Origin of the sequence: Rhodococcoides navarretei (genome assembly GCF_038069675.1) — a bacterium.
GTDB classification, from domain to species: domain Bacteria; phylum Actinomycetota; class Actinomycetes; order Mycobacteriales; family Mycobacteriaceae; genus Rhodococcoides; species Rhodococcoides navarretei.
Map to the genome: position 1 here is coordinate 1,557,075 of NZ_JBBPCN010000001.1, position 19,851 is coordinate 1,576,925.

General features: G+C 59.2%; 6 protein-coding genes. 5 read left to right on the plus strand and 1 reads right to left on the minus strand.

Annotated features, from left to right (window positions below):
* The first annotated feature begins 60 nt into the window (after positions 1 to 60).
* The 5 genes from AABD04_RS07660 to AABD04_RS07680 are packed head-to-tail and all read left to right on the plus strand — an operon-like array spanning position 61 to position 17,798.
* Positions 61 to 2,856 (plus strand): DEAD/DEAH box helicase, encoded by a 2,796-nt coding sequence (locus AABD04_RS07660; RefSeq protein ID WP_341440741.1) that lies wholly within the window; start codon positions 61 to 63, stop codon positions 2,854 to 2,856.
* 3 nt (positions 2,857 to 2,859) lie between these two features.
* The gene (locus AABD04_RS07665; RefSeq protein WP_341440742.1) at positions 2,860 to 7,560 is read left to right on the plus strand and encodes a restriction endonuclease subunit M; all 4,701 of its coding nucleotides are present in this window, start codon (positions 2,860 to 2,862) and stop codon (positions 7,558 to 7,560) included.
* Entirely contained in the window at positions 7,557 to 13,829 is a 6,273-nt protein-coding gene (locus AABD04_RS07670; RefSeq protein ID WP_341440743.1) for a DEAD/DEAH box helicase, read from the plus strand. Before AABD04_RS07665 ends, AABD04_RS07670 begins: the two co-directional genes overlap by 4 nt.
* Positions 13,826 to 15,997 carry a UvrD-helicase domain-containing protein gene (locus AABD04_RS07675; RefSeq protein WP_341440744.1) on the plus strand — a complete coding sequence of 724 codons (2,172 nt, stop codon included), beginning with the start codon at positions 13,826 to 13,828 and terminating at the stop codon, positions 15,995 to 15,997. The genes AABD04_RS07670 and AABD04_RS07675 overlap by 4 nt, the downstream gene beginning before the upstream one ends.
* Complete coding sequence (locus AABD04_RS07680; protein WP_341440745.1) at positions 15,984 to 17,798, plus strand: ATP-dependent helicase; 1,815 nt, start codon at positions 15,984 to 15,986, stop codon at positions 17,796 to 17,798. Before AABD04_RS07675 ends, AABD04_RS07680 begins: the two co-directional genes overlap by 14 nt.
* Before the next feature lie 70 nt (positions 17,799 to 17,868).
* Here AABD04_RS07680 and AABD04_RS07685 read toward each other — a convergent pair whose 3' ends face one another.
* On the minus strand, positions 17,869 to 19,818 hold the full coding sequence (locus AABD04_RS07685) for a DUF262 domain-containing protein (RefSeq protein ID WP_341440746.1): 1,950 nt from the start codon (positions 19,816 to 19,818) through the stop codon (positions 17,869 to 17,871).
* Between the last annotated feature and the right edge of the window lie 33 nt (positions 19,819 to 19,851).

The window sequence follows — 19,851 nt, forward strand, 5'->3', positions numbered from 1 at the left end:
CTGCCAAACAAACCCAGGGAAGTAGGCGACACGGTGGCAGATATTGCCGCGGGAGAACGAGTGATCGTTCGCGATGAAGAATGGCTGGTCCGGTCCGTCCGGTCGACCGAGTTCGACGGGACTCGGGTTGAGGTGACGGGGGTCAGCGAACTAGTTCGCGATCTCGATGCGGTTTTTTTCGACCACCCCGAGCTCGACGACATCGAGCGCCTCGATCCGAAACAGGGCACCCTCGTTGCCGATACCTCGCCGGGATTCCGACGCACCCGGCTCTGGCTCGAGTCGGTCCGTCGGGGTAGCCCGATCCCCAGTGCCGACACCCGCATCACGGTTGGCCATCGCGCCCTGCTCGATCGCATGGACTACCAGCTTCGGCCGGCTTCTCAGGCTCTACAGAATCTGCGACCACGCATCTTGATCGGCGACGCGGTCGGCCTGGGCAAAACGCTCGAGATCGGAATCCTTCTGTCCGAACTCATCCGACGCGGACGTGGCGAGCGCATTCTGGTCGTGACGCCGCGCGCTGTCCTCGAGCAGTTTCAGCAGGAACTGTGGACCAGGTTCGCCATTCCCCTGATCCGTCTGGACTCGGATGGCATTCAGAAGGTCAAAAGAGACCTGCCCGCGTCACGTAATCCGTTTAGCTATTACAAGCGGGTCATCGTCTCCATCGACACTTTGAAGAACCCGGCCAGGTACAAGCACCACCTCAAGAACCAGCACTGGGACGCCGTAGTGATCGACGAGTGCCACAACCTCATCAACCGCGGGACGCAGAACAACGCACTCGCGAAATTGCTCGCGGAGCAGACCGATGCCTTGATCCTGGCCAGTGCTACGCCACACAACGGCAAGCCGGAGTCATTTGCTGAGCTGGTGAACTTGCTGGATCCGACTGCGATCGCAGATCACGACAAGTACTCGGCGAAAGACATCGAGCATCTATACGTACGACGCCACCGGAATTCGCCGGATGTGAAGCTCGACGTGGCACATAAATGGAAAGAGCGTTTGCAGCCGGAAGTTGTCGGAGTCGAACCGACCCCAGCAGAGCTGGACGTGCTGCGCGAGCTGGAACATGTCTGGCTGCATCCCGACGGGCCATCGGTCATCACCGGGCAGGGGCGGCAACTGTTTCCGTGGACGCTGTACAAAGCGTTCCTTTCCTCGCCCAAAGCGCTGCGCGCGAGCGTCGGAAGACGCCTCAAGAACGTCGACGACGAGAAGGGGCCGGAGGCGATGGCGCTCCGACGCCTCGACGAGCTGGCAGCGGCTGCTGACAAAAGCACCCCCGCCAAGCTCGACGCGCTCATCCGCCACCTTCAGAAAATCGGGGTCGGCAAAGACTCCGACACTCGTGTCGTGATCTTCTCCGAGCGCATCGACACCATCGACTGGCTACACGACGAGGTCAGCAGGCGACTGAAATTCTCCGGCAAGCCGACAGCTGACTTGCACCCGGTCGAACTTTTGCACGCGGGATTGTCCGACCAGAAAATCCAAGAGGTCGTCGAGGGGTTCGGGCAAAGCTCGTCCCCCATTCGAGTGCTGGTGGCCTCTGACATGGCTTCGGAGGGGCTGAACCTCCACAAGGAGTGCCACCAGTTGGTGCACTACGACCTGCCATGGTCGTTCATCCGTATCCAACAGAGGAATGGTCGTATCGATCGCTATGGCCAGCTCCATCGACCGCAGATCACCGCACTGGCTCTTACCGCCGAAGCCCACGCCGATGTCACCGACGACCTGAACGTGGTGACGAAGCTTCTGCGGAAGGAAGACGAAGCGAACCGAGCTCTCGGCGATGCAGGCGCGCTCCTCAACCTCCATGACGCGAAGATCGAAGAAGCCGAGGTGATGGAGGCGATCCGACAAGGAAAGGACATCGACGACGTGGTCCCCGAGGCCACACCGGCCAAGCTCAATCCTTTTGCGGCGTTGATGGCCACCGGCGGCGAACACCGTGCCGACACGTCTCCCGAGACAGCGGAGCTGTCGACATTCTTCGAGGACGACGACAACTACCTGACCGATGAGCTCGCGGACATCAGTAGCGGCAAACTCGGGCCGGATATGGAGATCGAGCGCGACGCCGACAATGATTTCGTCGCGTTCAGGCCCCCTGACGATTTGATCAATCGATTCCGCGATCTGCCGCCTGACTACCTCGACGAACAAGGCATCGCCGAGCGACTGCGGCTCACCGGCAGCAAGACGTTCGCACAAGGACGGTTGACTCGTACCCAGAAGGCAAAAAAGACATCCTGGCCCGACGTGCATTTCTTGGCGCCGATTCATCCCGTGCTCGACTGGGCCGGTGATCGCGCTGTGGGTCGATTCGGCCGGAACGAGATCCCGGTCGTCGCAGGCGACGTGGACGAACCCCATTTCTTGACTCAGGCGGTCTGGTCCAACGACGCAGGCAGCCCGGCTATCGCGCACTGGGGTGCCGTCGGTGGGCTACCGGGTGATCCTGATGTTCGTGACTTCGACGAGATCGTCGACGTCGCGGGCATTCGTGAAGGCGCGACTAACCCGGGGGTCAACAACGAACTCCTTGGAGATTTGCAGAAGAACGTTGCGGGGGCAGTCGATGCTGCGACAGCACATATTCGTACTCGACGAGACGACTTCGAGGTCGAACTCCTCGAACGAGTGGACCGATACCGCGCCAGCCTTAAAAGCTGGGAGCAAACTGCCTTGACGGTGTTCACCGAGACCGGCGCGCGGAAGAACACGCGACTGGACATCGAAAAGACCGCCGATGCCTGGAGTGCGATCATCGATTCACTTGCGGCCTCAGGCGATCCGTTCGTACGGGTCGTCGGCGTCATCATTCCGAAAGCGAGGGCCTGAGTCGTGTTCGATTCGATCCACAACGCCAACGACTTCTTGTCCGAGCATTGGCTCGCGGAAGTTTTCCCATCGAGATTGAAGGACCTCGCCAAGGGGTGGAAGGAACGTGCCGAACAGGACAAGCCGACGCCGCTGCGAGGTCTGTCGGCCATTGCCGGCGCTTACCTGAAGGAACTTGCCGACCTCCCTCCAGTAGGGGCATCGGAGTACCCGAGCCGAGTGACAGAGGTCCATACCGGATTGCTCGCAGCGGTCGGGTTCCAGGCTGCCGCGACAACAATTGAAACGCTGCAAGCGAATACACCCATCGATGTCCCCCTTCTGGCACGTTTCCCCAGCACCAGTACGACGGACTCGCTGCACATCCTGCACGCGGTACCTGTCGACAGCGTCGATGCGCTCCTCGGAGGCGATGCGGAGCTCATCGAGCCGTTCCGAATCCACGTCACCAGTCAAAATATCGAGGAGGTGACGTCGGTGGCTGACGCGGTGACGCAGTTGTTCGTGAGCGACGACGCACCTCGGTACCTGCTGGTCGTAGCCGGAGGTGTGGCGCTGTTGACCGACGTCGCACGGTGGGCAGAAGGCCGGTACCTCGGCTTCGACATTGCGACCGCGCTCGACCGTCGCGACGTCAAGGCCGCAGGCGAACTCGCCTACCACGCCGGATTGTGGTCTTCGGATGCGCTGCTTCCGGATGAAGATGGCAAGACCGAACTCGATCACTACACCGAAGACTCTGAAAAGCACGCGGTCGGCGTCAGCGAGGACCTCCGGGAGGGACTCCGTATCTCGATCGAGAAGATCGCGAACGAGGTACTAACCCGCAGGCGTGCTGCGGGCCTGCAGGTCGAGGGCGTGCCCGAATTGCCGCGCGACCTGACCACGCAGTCGCTCCGGTTTCTGTATCGAGTCCTGTTCTTGCTCTTCGCCGAAGCTCGACCAGAACTGGGCGTTCTGCCCGTGGGCACCCCCGAGTACGAATCGGGCTATGGCCTTGATCGCCTCCGGGAGATGGTGCAGGTGCCGTTGGCCGGAAGCTCGGCCGAGGGCCACCACTTGCACGAGTCACTCGATCGGCTGTTTCGCCTGGTCAACACCGGCCACAACGCAGGCCGCGCGAGCACCGATGCCTTTGTATTCGAGCCGCTTCGGTCGGATCTGTTCGATCCTGAAGAGACGCCCCTCATCGACGGTGAGGGGATGCGACTCAGTAACCGGGTACTGCAAGAGGTGCTGAACCTTTTGCTCCTGTCCAAGCCGTCAAAGAACAAGAACAGGCAACGCGGATACATCTCTTATGCGCAGCTCGGCATCAACCAGCTCGGTGCCGTGTACGAGGGGCTGATGTCTTACTCGGGGCTGATCGCCACCGACAACATGATCGAAGTGGCCAAGGACGGAAATGCCGACAAAGGTTCCTGGCTGGTGCCGTCGACAAAGTCGGCTGAGTACGACGAGAAGGACATCGTCTGGCGCGAGGACCGTCTGACTGGTCGAAAGGACATTGTCCGTCATCCCGAGGGCAGCTTCGTATTTCGTCTGTCCGGCCGAGACCGACAGCGCAGTGCCTCGTACTACACACCGGAAGTTCTCACGAAGTGTGTGGTGAAGCATGCACTTGCCGAACTGGTCACCGATGAGACGACGGCCGGCGAGATTCTCGAGTATCGCATCTGCGAGCCGGCCCTCGGCAGCGGGGCGTTTCTCAATGAAGCTATCAATCAGCTATCGGCTGAATATCTAAGCCGCCGGCAAGATGAACTCAAGGAGCGAATCAAGCCGGAGGATTACACGACTGAGCTCCAAAAGGTGAAGGCATACCTGGCGCTGCACCGGGCTTATGGCGTCGACTTGAATTCCACTGCAGTCGAACTCGCAGAGGTCTCACTGTGGCTGAACGTTATGCACCCCGGACTTCAGGCACCATGGTTCGGGCTGCACCTTCGGCGCGGCAACTCACTAATCGGAGCCCGCCGCGCCACCTATGACTTCACCTCGCTTGGTCGAGCCAAGAAGAGCTGGCTGAAGACTCCGCCTATCGATCGGCCACTGTCCGAGGGCGGAATCGGCGACGGAGAGATCCACCACTTCCTTCTTCCTGCCGACGGTTGGGCCGCAGTCGCTGATGCCAAGCAAGCGAAAGAGTTGGCACCTGAAGCGGCTCAGGCCCTGAGGACCTGGCGTAAGTCGATCACCAAAAAGCCCGACGCTAAGCAACTCAACCGATTGCGGTCCTTGGCGACGCGCGTCGAGCGACTGTGGGCGCTAGTTCTTCGGCGGCTTGAGATCAGCGAGCAGCAAATTTCGCGACAAATCGACGTGTGGGGCGCTAAATTGACGCCGTCCGCTGATGTAGTCGATCGAGGCAGGGTCGAAGAGGAATTGCATGACCCTGAGGGGCCCTACGCGCGGTTACGCCTGGTCATGGATGCTTGGTGCTCACTCTGGTTCTGGCCGCTTACCGCATCAGAACTTAACGACGACAAGGAGCATTCCTACTTACCCGACCTGAATGAGTGGATCCTCACTCTTGAGGAGCTTCTCGGTGCAGCCGGTATCCAGAAGATTGACAAATCGCAAGGCACGTTCCAGGATCTCGCCGGTGGGTTCGAAGAACTTGCAATGATCGATGACCAAGACCGAGTGTTCTCCGGTATGCGGCGAATGCCTGACCTGCTGGTAAGGCACCCTTGGCTCGGCCTGGTACGTGAGATCGCACGGGTTCAAGCCTTTTTCCACTGGGAGTTGGACTACGCGTCAGTATTCAGGCATGGCGGCTTCGATTTACAGATTGGCAATCCTCCTTGGGTTAGGCCATCGTGGAATGACGCAGTAGAGCTTGCGGAGGCGCAACCGCAATTTTTGCTGGCGGAGAAAATAGAAAATAGCAAGTTTAAACTTATGAGGCTACACGTACTGGAAAGTAATTACCGACACTCATATTTGGAAAGTCTTTCGATGTGGGCGGGGTCAGTAAGCGTCCTCGGAAGTGTCGTAGAGTATCCCTTGTTGCGCGGAACAAAAGTGAACCTTTATAGCGCGTTCATTGACCGCTTCTTTCGAAACCTCGCCCCGAAGTCCGCAGCCGGAATCCTTCATCCAGAGGGAGTTTTCACCGACCCTAAGGGCGGTGCTTTCCGAGAGCAGATCTACGTTCGGCTACGCAGGCATTTTCAGTTCGGAAACAATCTATTGCTTTTTCCTGAAATCGACAACAATATATCGTATAGCGTGTGCGTGTATGGAACTCCGCGAGAAATAAACTTTCTAAATATGTCGACGTTGCAAGACCCGGCACTTGTAGATGGAAGCCTTGAGCATGACGGAGAAGGTCCGGTACCTGCAACCCAACATCCCTGGGGAGGATGGGATCTGCGGCCACACAAGTCTCGCGTCGCGCGAGTCGACCGGACCGTTCTGAAATCCTGGGCGCAAGTATTCGACCCGCCCGGAACCCTGCCCGAACGTGCTCGCTTGGTCCGCCCGCTCACAACTGAGCACCTTAGTATCCTGGCTGTGTATGCCCAGCAAAGCCGAAAGCTCTCGGATCTCGATTACATCTTTACCTTTTGTTTTGACGAAGGAAAAGCGAAGCGTGAAGATCAGATTGTATGGAAGACGGAGCGTAACGAGCGCTGGGCAGATGTGATTCTGCAAGGCCCAAATATATCAGTGGCGAACCCGCTATACAGAGAGCCGAACGAGAATTGCAAATCGAACAAAGATTGGTCCACGATTGATCTGGATGGGTTTGACGAATTATACATTCCTCGAACAAACTACCAGGCTGCCGGAACTTTCTCAGACTACAGGGAAAGTTTACCGATGTGGGGCGATGCCGTTGCAACGGACTGCTTGCGAATGGGTTGGAGGAATATGACTCAGCCGGGTTTGGAGCGATCGCTTCATGCCGCGTTGCTTCCTAGAGGTGCAGCTCACGTCCACGCAGTGTGTTCGATGGCGGTTGGTTCACGAGAATCGATCGGTCGTACAAGCGAGTCACTGGAGTCTCTGTGGGAATTAGTACGCCTGGCGGGTTTGTGGGCGTCGTTGCCGTTTGACTATCTAATTAAGGTAAGTGGCATGAGTCACGTCAGTCCGGAGCTGATAGCTAGCTTCCCGGCACCTCACGACGAAAATCTTAGTAACTGGCTCGTCCGCCGAGCCCTACGTCTCAATTGCATGAGTCGGGACTTCTCTGAGTACTGGAACACCTTGGAGTCTAGCCTCGACACCACCGATAGGTGGACATCGGCGTTTGGGCCCTATTGTTCGGACTTGTCCCGCTCCGGACGCTGGGATAGATCTAGCCCTTTGCGCCTCGATATGGAGCGTAGAAGTGCGTTGGTCGAAATTGACGCACTCGCCGCACTGATGCTCGGTTTGACCTCGGAGGATCTCGCACTCATGTATCGAGCACAGTTTCCGGTGCTCCGCAAATACGAGTATCAGATGTACTTCGACGCGGACGGTAGAAAAATTGCTAAAGAACACCACGCGCAGGGTGTCTGGCAAAAGAAAGACGACTTCAAGCTATTGGAGGCATGGAGTAGTGGGCAGGATTGCGGAGATCTCCTCGACCGTTATAAGCCCTTCGCGCCCGATGCTAACCATGATGATCCGTGGTTCTATAAGCCGGACCGTGAGGCCGAGATGCGTATCGCCTATGCTGACTTCGAACAAAGACTCGCCAAGGCATGAAACTTAAACAACCCTCATTTCCTTCTCTTTTGGCCGAGGAGACGCGCAGGTCAATTGTTGAGTACCTATCGACAACTTTTGCTTTGTCTGATCCCACTGCTCAGACTGCGTTGCGTGGCTTCTTGGCAAGCCCTGAGACTGGTATTTTCCGCGGCCCGTACGTGAAGGTTCGAACGCCCTATGAATCCGTTGGTCAGGGACGGCAGTCCCCGCTCGAGTGGCTTCCACCGGGGTTTAGGCCTTTCCGGCACCAGGCCGAGGCGTTTCATCGTTTGTCGACGAACGGCAAGCCTGCGCAGCCGACCATCGTCACAACCGGTACGGGTTCGGGCAAAACGGAATCATTCTTGGTTCCGGTGCTCGATCACGCACGTCGAGCTGCGGCCCGCGGCGAAACGGGCATCAAAGCGATCATTTTGTATCCGATGAATGCTCTGGTAACCGACCAGGCGCGTCGGCTGGCCGAGTACATCCATGACGACCCGCGTCTTGCGGATGTAACCGCAGGCGTTTACATCGGCGGCAACGGGAAGCGTCGCCGCCCTACTCAGCACGCTCTGATTGACCACCGAGACACGTTGCGGCAGAACCCTCCCGACATCCTTCTGACCAACTATCGGATGCTCGACCTGCTGTTGCTGCGCGCGGCTGACGCAGGCCTGTGGTCAGATGCCGCGACCAGCCTTCAATATCTGGTTCTCGACGAGTTCCATACGTATGACGGCGCTCAAGGAACTGACGTCTCCATGTTGCTCCGCCGTTTGGGTGCCAAGTTGGGAGTTGCGGGCGAGGGAAGGCCGCTCGGCCGTGTGACGCCGGTCGCCACGTCGGCGACGCTGGGAGGTGGCTCGCGAACGGCCGAACTTCTTGCGTTCGCCGAAACCGTATTCGGGACGCCGTTTGACGCCGAATCGCTAGTCACCGAGAGCGCGTTGACCGCTATCGATGTTGTTGGCGACGTCGACTTCACTCTCGAGATCCCGACGGTCGGCGACATCCTGAACACATCGACACCAAGATCGTCCGACCCTCAATCATGGGTGCCGTTGGCAGAAGCTGTCCTGAATGCGGCAGGTCACCCTGTAAACGGGAAAGGCCCGGACTTCACCGACCCCGTGGTGGTGGGTGAGAGTCTTCGAAGGCATTTCCTCACTAGGGTGGTGATCGACGTGTTGGGCGGTGACCCTCGGTCAATCTCAGATGCCGTGACGGGGATCGCTCAAGCGGGCATCCTGCCGTGGGGAGTCCACAACACCTCTCGGCCAGAAGAAGTTCAGGCCGCTTTGTTGAAATTCCTAGCCTTGCTGTCGGTCGCGCGGGTACAGGATCCGCACGGCACGCTCCGGCCGTTGGTGAATGTCCAGGTACAGGTATGGGTTCGCGAGGTCAGCAGATTACTTCGCGCCGTGGCTCCGGAACCAGAATTCCATTGGTGGCACGACGGTCCCAGCGAAGGACCACCGACGCTGCCCGCGGCCTATTGCCGGGTATGCGGTCGCGCCGGATGGATGGCAGCAACCACTGAACTCGGCGACAGCCTCTCCGGGGAACCAGTAGCAGTCTGGCGCAACAGCGCTCGACCGACGTCTCGAGGGAAGACGCGCGTGCTGCTCGCTGCTGACGCTGCCGAAAACGGCGTTTCGCATCTCGATCCGGAGACTCTCGAAATTCAGCCCAAGCCAGGCGATGGCTTGCTGCCGGTGCACGTGTCGGCGACAGCTGAGGACGCCGCTAATGAGGTGTGCCCGTCGTGCGGGGCGCGTAACGCGATCCGGTTTGTGGGCTCGAGCGTTGCCACGCTGTTGAGCGTCGGTTTGACGACCGAGTTCGGTTCGAGTGTGCTGGCGGATGACGAGAAGAAGACGCTGGTGTTCACCGACTCGGTCCAGGATGCCGCTCACCGGGCGGCATTCATCGAGGGCCGCGCATTCGCGTTCAACTTCAGGTCCGCGATGTTCCGGTCCGTGAGCGCCGGTCGAATTGACCTCGCCGCCGTTGCCGAACGCCTCGCGACGAGCACCTCGACCGACGATTTATATGCGATCACGCCTCCCGACTTCGCCCGCCGCCTTGCGGGCGATGCCGACTGGCTCGACCATGATTCTGGTGGTGGACTTCGTTCACTACTCGCAATGCGACTGGCCTTTCAAGCGCATCTGGAGGCGGGACTCAATGCACGCACCGGTCGTACTCTCGAAATCACATCGGCTCTGTCGGTGGATGTCGATGTCGATCTGACGTCATTCGCCGAGCACAGCCGCGAAGCGCATCAGAATCTCGCGCAGCTCAGCTTGGCCAGCTCGTTGCCGAGCAGTCGCTATGAGCCGTGGTTACTGGGTCTGCTCGATCACCTCCGCGTCAACGGCGGGATAGTTCATCCGTGGCTGCACACTTACATCAAGGAAGAAGGTAAGCGCTGGTCGATCTGGGGCGGGAGTCCCGATGGCATGACCAAATTCCCCCGAGGCCGGCCTGCGCCATCGTTCTACACGACGGGCGTCGCCGGCGACAGCGACCTCCAGTCACTCAATCCGCGCGGCGAATCCTGGCTCACTGATTGGACGAAGCGCTGCCTCGAAGTCACGCCGAGCGAGGCGCGGGCGTTGCTCACCGCTGTCGTCGATCAGCTTGCGAACGCCGAAGGACCGCTGCAACGACGCTCAGGCGAGCGCGGTGCACACATCTACGGATTGGACCCTGCAGCTGTACTCCTCGACGGCACCGACGTCGCCCGTCTGGAATGTCCTGTGTGTCATCATGTCCAGCCATCCGCTGCATCCCGCATCGCGATCTGGGAAGGTGCGCCATGCCCACGGATGCGATGCACCGGCCGACTCGGCACCGTGGAGATCGAGCCCACGAACTTCTATCGCGATCTCTACCGCAGCGGCAGGATCCGCCGCATTGTCAGCGCCGAACACACCGGACTCCTGGACCGAGACGAACGGGAGCTGGTCGAGGCTCGATTCAAAACCGGAGGTTCTGCCTCGGACCCTAATATTTTAGCCTGCACTCCGACACTGGAACTCGGCATCGACATCGGTGATCTGAGCACAGTTGCTCTCGCCTCGCTGCCGCGGTCAACGGCCAGCTACCTGCAGCGCGTAGGACGTGCAGGGCGGTCGACCGGTAACGCCTTCGTGCTCGCCGCGGTCCCCACCTCTCCACGCGACCTGTACTTCTTCGCAGAGCCCGAACACCTCCTCGCCGGCGAGGTTCTGCCGCCGGGCGCTTACCTCGACGCGACCGAGCTTCTGCAGCGCCAATACTTTGCGTTCTGCCTGGACAGGCTCGCTGCGGGAACCATCTCGCTCCCGCAACCTATGCCCACCAGATTGGCCGAGTGCCTCGACGACGGCATGGCTGATGGTCACTGGCTACGATCCGTGGTCGAGGAATGCATCGCCCAGTCTTCCGAACTCGCTTCTCAGTTCTTAGCGCTCTTCGGCGACCATGTCAGCGAGGACTCCCGCGTAGGCCTTCGCGTGTTCGCTGATGGCGGTCTTCGTACAGTCGTCGCGGAGACGGCGGCACGGTGGGCGGGTGAGAGCGACGAGATCCGTTCGCGCCGTAATGAGCTGGCGAAGACGATGGACGAGATAGACAAGCACGGACATCTCGGCGATCTCGAGAAAGAAGATCGCAAGCGCTGCGCAGGCGAATTCAAAGCCCTCAGCGATCAGCTCTACGAACGAAGCAAACTCGAGACGTTAACCGGCTTGTCGGGCGTGGGGCTCTTGCCGAACTACAACTTGCTGGACGATTCGACGGCTCTCGACGTTCACCTGTGGTGGACCACCGGCACCGCACCCGGTGGCAAGCCGCAGGCCGAAGCGCTGGATCTCACCTACGAGCGGGGGAGCTCAACCGCGCTAACCGAACTCGCGCCCGGTGCTTTCTTCTATGCCGGGGGCAAGCGCGTCGAGATCGACGCGGTGGACATCGGCCCGTCGTCCCGACCGCACTGGCTCGCCACTCGCCTGTGCCCTGACTGCGGTTGGGGGACAACCGATTCAGCTCCGGTGTCAGCCTGCCCTCGGTGCCATTCCGCGGCGGTGTCGGACTCCGGCGCCGTGCACGACGTACTCGAACTACGAAAGGTGTCCGCGGTACATCGCCTCGATGACGTCCTCATCGACGAGGAAGCCGAAGACCGCACACGAACCTTTTTCAGCACAACCACGAGCGTCGACATCGATCCCACGACGATCACCAAGGCCTGGCGACTGAAGGACAAGGCATTCGGTGCCGAGTATGCGCGGATAGCGGTGGTCCGCTCCATCAATACCGGGCTCGGCGACGCGCCCGGAGAGGACGTCACGATCGCGGGCGAAACGAATAACGCCGCTGGCTTCACGACGTGTGCGCACTGCGGCGTCGTCGTACGTCGAGCGTCCGCAACTGCCGACGCCCGACATCGTGGGTATTGCGCAACGCGTCGCGGCACCGCCGAGAAGTGGACTCGGCTGTTGCTTTCCCATGAGCTCAGTACGCAGGCTGTCCGACTACTGCTCCCGGTGTCGTTGCTGCACTTCGAGACGACCCTTGCCTCGTTCAAAGGTGCGCTGTTGTTGGGGCTTCGAAAGGACTTCGGTGGAGATCCCCAACACCTCTCGGTGGTCGCTTCGAGCATGACCGACTCCGCAGGGGCAATCCGTCGGTTCCTGGTACTTCACGACACAGTTCCAGGCGGTACCGGTTACCTTGACCGCTTCGGTGAGTCCGATCGCCTCCAGCACATTCTCGTGCTGGCGCATGAGGCATTGGCTCAGTGTCCGTGCCGCACCGAAGAGCGCGCCGCGTGCCATCGTTGCCTGTACGGGGTGCTCTCACCGCGAGAGATGCCGAATGCGTCACGTGACTCGGCTCTACGCTTGTTGGATGAGTTCCTGGCGGAATGGGACGTCGAAGAAATAGATTCCGTCACCGGCGTGGATATCGGGTCGGTACAGCTCAGTGAGTTAGAGATTCGTTTCCGCGAGGCGTTGAAGCTACATCTCGACCAGCGAGATGGTGCGTCGTTCGAGGTATCGATCGGCGCGAAGGGCGAAGAACTCGACATCCGTCTACCCGGGGGTGGAGGCGAGGTCCGGCGCTGGCGTATGCGTCCGCTGGTGCAGGTCGTCGAACTCGGCGTCGCGACCGAGCCCGATTTCCTGCTGACCCGAGTCGACGCGCAAACCGCGGATGTTGCAATCTATCTTGACGGCAAGCACTTTCACGCGAGTGTCGAGAATAATCGAACGGCGGATGATGCTTTCAAGCGGGACGCCTTGCGTCGGGGTGACAAGCGTGTCTGGTCGATCTCGTGGGATGACGTTGCGGTGTTCGAGAATGTTTCGGCCAAGCTGACAAGCCCCGAGATGCTTCACCAGCACACGAAAAATGTTGTCGGCGAGACCATGTCCGACACTCGCGTCAGATACATGTGGGGAAACCCGATTACTTTTCTGATCGAGTATCTCGCAGACCCAGATGACGACGTGTGGGGTGCCGGAGCGGTTCAGACCACTCTTGAATTAGTCCCGGCATCCCCAAAGCATGGGCGCGCTGCGCCCGTTCAAACTACGGGTGCCCAGTTGGGCGCAGCGCTCGTCGCACTTGCTGAAGGGCTAACTCCACCCGCAGACGCGAGCGGCACGATCATGATCGTCCCGCGCCACGGACTGACTGGTCTCCCGATGTGGATCTGTGCGGACACTGCTGACCACGAGCGTTCCCTTGGTGTGCTTTCCGTTCTAGACGATTCGGAAGCCGCGATCGGTGGACTGGACCACGACGCGCACTGGCGTGACTGGCTCCGGTGGTCCAACGTCTTCCAGTTCTTGACGATGCCGGTCTATGGCACCGTGATGCCCCGGCGAATGGCCGCTATCTGGACTACCAGATCACTGGGGGAATTGGTCTCACAGCCGATACCGCTTGCCGGTGCGGGCAGCGACCTGTCCGAGGCCGGACTCGAAATGCCTGCGGACTGGACACTCGTCGCAAAATACGCGGATACATCGCTTGCCGAACTGATCTGGTCGCTGGTGCAGCGAGGAGTAGCTGCGCCGGAGTCAGGGCTCGAGATCGGACGGGTCGACATGGTCTGGCAAGTCGAGATGGCTTGGGAGGATTCCAAGGTGGCGGTGGTGATCGACTCCGATAGCGAACGCGAGAAGTGGTTGGACGACCACGGGTGGGCCGTCGTGAGCATCGATGCGGGCAGTGACACGAAGTCGACAGCAGTGAACCTCGACGCATTGATCACGAAAGGAGTGAGATGACCGTTCAAGTTCTCATACATAAACAGTTCGAGGATTCCTACGACCGACTAGACGGGAGCATCCGAAACCGGGTGCTCAACTTCATGGTCCGACTTCAGCGAGAGCCCGAGTCTCCAGGTCTCGATCTCAAGCATCCGCAGGGTGCCCAGAGTCACGTACGTACCGCGAGGGTCACCGACAACTACCGTGCGGTTCTGGTCACCTCGGGTGCAGACGGTGACACGGAGCTGCTATCGCTGATAGCAGTCAAGAAGCACGACGACGCTTATGAGTTCGCGAGCACAATTCGTCTCGAGGTGAATACGAAGACCGGCGCGGCCGAGTTATATCAGCCCGCCCTACTGCAGGCGGCGATGGAAAGTGCTCCGACGACGGCTACGAATTCCGAACTGAGGTTTCTTCCCAGTAGCGTGCGCCAACTGGACCTTGAACGGTTCGGTATAGCCCCTGACATTGCCGAGAAACTGGTCTCGGTGATCGGCGAGAAGCCGTTCCTCGCAATCGCTGGTGCACTTCCCGATACGCAAGGTAGCGCCTTGCTCGACCTTGCGTTCGGGAAGAGTCCCGATGAGGTGTGGCAGGACTATGGCATCGACAACGTCGGTCCGATCGATGTTGATGATGTTGAGACGGCGTTCCAGCGACCCATTACCAGGCTCAATTTCACTGCGGCTGCGGCCGACAATGAAGATGAGCTGCGCGCAGTGCTCGAAGGTGATTTTGCAAAGTGGCGAGTCTGGTTGCACCCATTGCAGCGGTCGCTGGCCTACCACGACGGGTGGAATGGGCCGTATCGAGTCACCGGCGGAGCAGGCACAGGCAAGACGGTGACAGCCATCCACCGGGCGCGTCATCTTGCGGAGGGTCTCGACTCGGCTGGTCCGTCGTCGAAGGTCTTGCTCACAACGTTCACACGGAACTTGGTAAGGGCCATCGAGGCTCAGCTCGTCGAATTGGCTGGCCCAGGTATCTTGGGAAAGGTTGATGTTCTTAACGTCGACTCCTTGGCGAGATCAATCGTCGCGGCAAGTGAACCGGGCCGGGTGCTGGTTCAAGGTTCGACAATCGTTCATGAGAGCGCCGATCGAGTCTTGGAGCTGTGGCGAAGTGCCAGACAATCGGCATCCGGTAGCTGGGAACCGGAATTCCTAGCCGATGAATGGTCTTTGGTGGTGCTGGGCAACGCGATACAAGACGAAGCTGGTTACCTTCGGATTCCGAGGAGTGGGCGCTCACGGAGACTGAGTCGGCCTCAGCGCGCCGACGTATGGGTAGCGGTCGAGCAGTTTCAGAGGCTGATGCGCGCCGATAAATTGATCACGTTCACCGAACTCGCGGCACGGGCCGCAGCTGCTCTGGCTGGCGACCCATTGCTTCGAGCCTCGTTCGACTACCGCCATGCAGTTGTCGACGAGGCTCAGGACCTGCATCCCGCGCACTGGAAGATGTTGCGGGCTCTGATTGAGCCAGCTTCCGACGACCTCTTCATCGTCGGCGACGCCCACCAGCGCATTTATGGTCGACCGACGCCCCTGTCTCGATTCGGGATCGAGACCAGAGGGCGTTCGCGACGGTTAACCATCAACTACCGCACGAGTCGGGAGATCCTCCGGTGGACGCTCGGTGTCGCGGATCCTGACGTAGACGATCTCGACACTGAGTCCGATACATTGCAGGGTGCCCGGTCGGTCTTCGGTGGGCCGGAGCCAGAAATAATCAGCTTCAAGAATTCGCAAGCAGAGAGCGCCGGCATCGCCGCGCTCGTGAAGAGCTGGTGTGCAGACGGATTAAGGGCATCGGACATTGCGGTTTTCGCCTACGAGAAGCGACACATGACAGAGCTGGTCGAGTCCCTAACTGCAGAGGGGCTGAAGAGCGCAATCGTTGGCCCTGACACGCGAGAAGAGAAGCTCGGCGACGTGGTCCGGGTAATGACGATGCACCGTGCCAAAGGGCTCGAATACAGAGGAGTGGTGTTGGGTCGAATGGGTGCGGCCGACTTTCCGCCTCGGTACGTCAAGAGCATGACCGGTGCAGCGAAGGACCGTGAACTGAAGAAACTTCGCAGCGTGCTCTATGTTGCCGGATCGCGTGCCCGCGAACGTATGGCGATAGCCTCCACAGGGCCCGTCACTGGCATCATTGGGGGCGAGAATGCAGGAGGATGAATCGGCCGCCGACAACTTGGCGGCGATAGAGCTCGACGCAGACCAAATGGCCATCGTCAATGCACCTGCGAATGCGCGCACCCTGGTCACCGCAGGTGCCGGGCAAGGAAAAACCGAGGTCGTCGCGGCACGCGTCGACCACCTGGCGGCGAGTGAGGGGCTGTCGCCATCGGTCGAGATACTGGTCCTCAGCTTCTCGCGTGCAGCGGTGGCGGCGGTTCGACGAAGGACTGCGGAGCGTGACTCCGGAACACCACACGTTCGGACATTCGACTCCTTTGCGTCCTTCCTTCTGGGGGAGAACGACGTTGAGCTGCATGGTGGTTTCGATCATCGAATCCGAGAGGCCACGAAGCTCTTAAAAGGACAGGGAGATTTGGCGGGCGTCGAAGACTTGCGTCATGTGATTTTCGACGAGGTACAGGATCTTGTCGGCGACCGAGCAGAGTTGGTTCTCGCGCTCTTGGGCAAGTTAGGTGATGAGGTTGGCTTCACAGCACTGGGTGATCCGTTGCAAGGAATCTACGACTTCACACTTGAGGAATCCCGCAGCAAGCGGACGTCAGACGATTTTCGTCATGAGCTAGTCGCTAATTTTGGTGCAAGGGTATTGTCTCTGTCAGTTAACTACCGCGCTCAAGGTCGTCGTCCGAAAGATGTTGTGCGACTCGGTATCAAAATGCGTGATGAACCATCGAATACGACAGCGGCAGGACATCTTAAGAATCTGTCCAATACATTCCCGCACTCTGGGATCGTATCTGACTGGTCGTTCCTTTACGAACAGAACGGTAGTGTCGCGGTTCTTTGCGCGACGAACGGTGAGGTTCTGCGAGTTTCTAGGGTGCTCTCTACGCAGAATATCTGCCACGTCGTTCGCCGGAACGCTGAAGATTTCGGTGCGGCCCGGTGGATTGCCGATGTTTTCGACGGGATGGCCGGCCCCGAGGTTGCACGGGGGGATGTAGTTTCACGTATCGAAGAGCAGCTCGAAGGCATTCTTCGGGACGAAGCTTGGTATCGACTGAAGGCTGCTGAGTCGCGGCCTCGTTCCAAGGATCAGCTCAATCTGCACCGTATCCGCGGCCTCATCAGCGGGAGGGGTTTACCGTTGGAACTGACTGAACCGGATTCGGTAGATATCGTTGTGTCAACCATCCACCGAGCGAAAGGCTTGGAATTCGACAGCGTCTACTTTGTTCATCCGGACTGGGTGAAAGGAGACCCGGACTCTTGGGCCAGGTTACGTGAGCGGTACGTCGCGCTGAGTCGGGCCCGACATGATATTGCCGTCGTCGAGCTTCCGTCTGATTGGTCGTGGTTCGAGGACCATGAGGGGCGGCTGAGAGAGCGCAAGAAGAGCAAAAAGGGCAATCGCTACACCCGGGCCTTCGAAGTTAAATCTGATGATGCAGAGGTCGTCGGGAGGGCGGATACCGGCATTTTGGCAGCACAGGACGTCCAAGAGGCCCTTCGAGAGGTCGACCTCGGCACTCCCGTCACCGGAGTTGCAGAACCTGCGCTGTCCCATGGCAAGGACATTCCTGCTTTTGTTTTGACGACGAGCTCGGGGTCCGAAATCGGCATGACGGGAAAGCAGTTCGGGCGCTATATGAATTACGAATTCGGCTACCGATTCAAGGACGAAGGTTGGGACGGCATCACCATCGAGGGGATGAGACTCACGTCTGTGGAGACGGCTGCCGGGGACCCACGTTTAGGCGAGAGCGTGGGTCTCGGTCCCTCTGGTTTGTGGCTTATTCCACGGTTGGGTGGTCTAGTTGCACCAGTGGATAAATAATTAAGCATAGAATTCGGCCAAAACGATGGGTGTGTAGCGATGACCGCCGACCAAGGGGTGGTTCGTATGCTCAATCGCTTGCTTTTATCTCGCCAATCTTTTCGATAAAGAACCTGTCGCCTAGCTTGAGCAGCTCTACGCCGTTGATCAACGAGTTCAACTCGGCGTCGACATCCTGCTGATCGATCTCGGTCGAAAGGCTGAGCGTATCGTATGGCAGTGCGGTACCGATTGGTAGATTAGCGAAGCGGTCGCAAAGTTCGTCAAGTGCGCTCTGTACCGCGGGCGCAAGTGCCGCTGGCGGGGGTGGTATAGACTTGCTGTCTGGGTGTGTCCATCGACGACAAAAGGCGTCAGCCATTGCGGCGGCGCGGACTGCTACTGCCGCATCCGATATCTCAGATAGCGCGAGCGCATTCACCAGAAAATCGTCTTTGGGAAAGAACCTTTCGCGCTCTACCCAAGAGGTCACGGTAGCAATTCCTCTTGGTCGGGGTGAGTTGACCAAACCAAGGTTGCCGATCGAATTTCGCAGGGCGTCACTACGGACATCATCTCCTACGAGAAGCTGCGCTACCTCGAATGTGTCCGGGGCTGGTTCGGCGGCTATACCTGACGCAATGAGTAGACCTGCTTCGCAACCGCGGATGACGAGCTTGCTGCGTGCCCGTGTGAGATTCTTGTACAGCGGGGTGGATATCAGGACGTCCCGCATCTCTTTGTTCGAAGGCCAACGGCCGGACTCCGATGTATTAGATAGCAGAAAGTTCTTGACTACGGGCTCGAACGGAGCGTCGGCTCCACGCAAGGCCTTGAGAAGATCCAGCAACATCCTGTTGTAATTCTTACTAGTGGACCGTAAAACGGCACGCCGGACCAGCCATGACTCGATGTGGGCATAGGCCGCGGACCGGTCGTCTGAACTGGAGTGCTGCTCAAGGTAGAGCACCACGGGTGCAAGGACAGACGTGTCAAGGGCCTCCGCAACGTCCATAAGTTTCTGGTGTGTTGCGCCGGCCGATCGCACGATGATCCGCCGATAGGCGTCGCTATTTGTAGCAATGTGTTCGATACGTTCGACCAGATCTTCGCGACCAGAGTTTGCAGTCAAGGCCTTAAAGGCCGTGAACAGTTCAGTAGACAAGACTTCCTGGCCGCTACACATCGTGAGATAGTGCCCGAAAAACGCGTCGAGACGTGATCGGATGAGCCGGCCCTGCCGGATCTCCTCGCGCCAGAAGTCCGTTTCGAGCCGACGCCAGTGATCGTCGAAGACTTGCTCAACGTCTGCACCCGAGCGCTCCAAGAGCTGAAAGAGGGAGTTTTTCACCAAATCGCTTGGGAGCAGAGGTGTGCCACGGTCGTTAAGGCTCTCGAAGATGACCTGGGCGTTGTCGGTTGCCGCGAGTTCGATGACAACGACCTGCAGACCAGTTCGAAGCACTTTCACCAAAGACGCTGTTCTTTCGGGATCCGTGCGAGACTCTTCCAAGAAAGCCAAGGTCGCACCCAAGAAATAATCGTATGCGTCGCGAAGCCGGGAGTCGCCGGGCCCCGGTGCGTCCCCGCTCACGATGGATCGAAATTCAGTTCGGTCCCGCAACGTGGGCCAGACCTTGAACGGTGCAAAATCGGCATCCGAAAGGCCTTCGTCGTTGCTAGTCAACGAACGGAGCGCTCGGACCAAGCGCGCCTGCGCGTCGGTAGCAATCATCGCATCACGGACAGCGCACAGAACGACCTGTAAAGTCGTAACTCGCTGCTGGCCGTCGATAACCTGTCGCACACTGATGTCCGCCGAATCCTTCTCAGTTGCGTCCAGGACGACGGCACCCAGAAAGTGCGGTTCAGCATCCTCATCGGTCGAGAAGCGATCGACCATCTCAGTGATGTCGTTCCAGAGAGGTTCCCAATTCCGGGTGCGTGTCCACACGTAAGGCCGTTGGAAGACCGGCACGACAAGACACTGCTCACCCTCGAACAAGTTGCGCAGTCGCTGAGCGGTTGCCTTCAAATCCATGACTCCGTCGGTGTCGGCTGATCTAATCCACTA

Excerpts from the sequence above, each read along its gene's own strand:
- AABD04_RS07670 (WP_341440743.1), top strand. The coding sequence starts at position 7,557 with ATGAAACTTAAACAACCCTCATTTCCTTCTCTTTTGGCCGAGGAGACG.
- AABD04_RS07675 (WP_341440744.1), top strand. The coding sequence starts at position 13,826 with ATGACCGTTCAAGTTCTCATACATAAACAGTTCGAGGATTCCTACGAC.
- AABD04_RS07680 (WP_341440745.1), top strand. The coding sequence starts at position 15,984 with ATGCAGGAGGATGAATCGGCCGCCGACAACTTGGCGGCGATAGAGCTC.
- AABD04_RS07685 (WP_341440746.1), bottom strand. The coding sequence starts at position 19,818 with ATGGATTTGAAGGCAACCGCTCAGCGACTGCGCAACTTGTTCGAGGGT.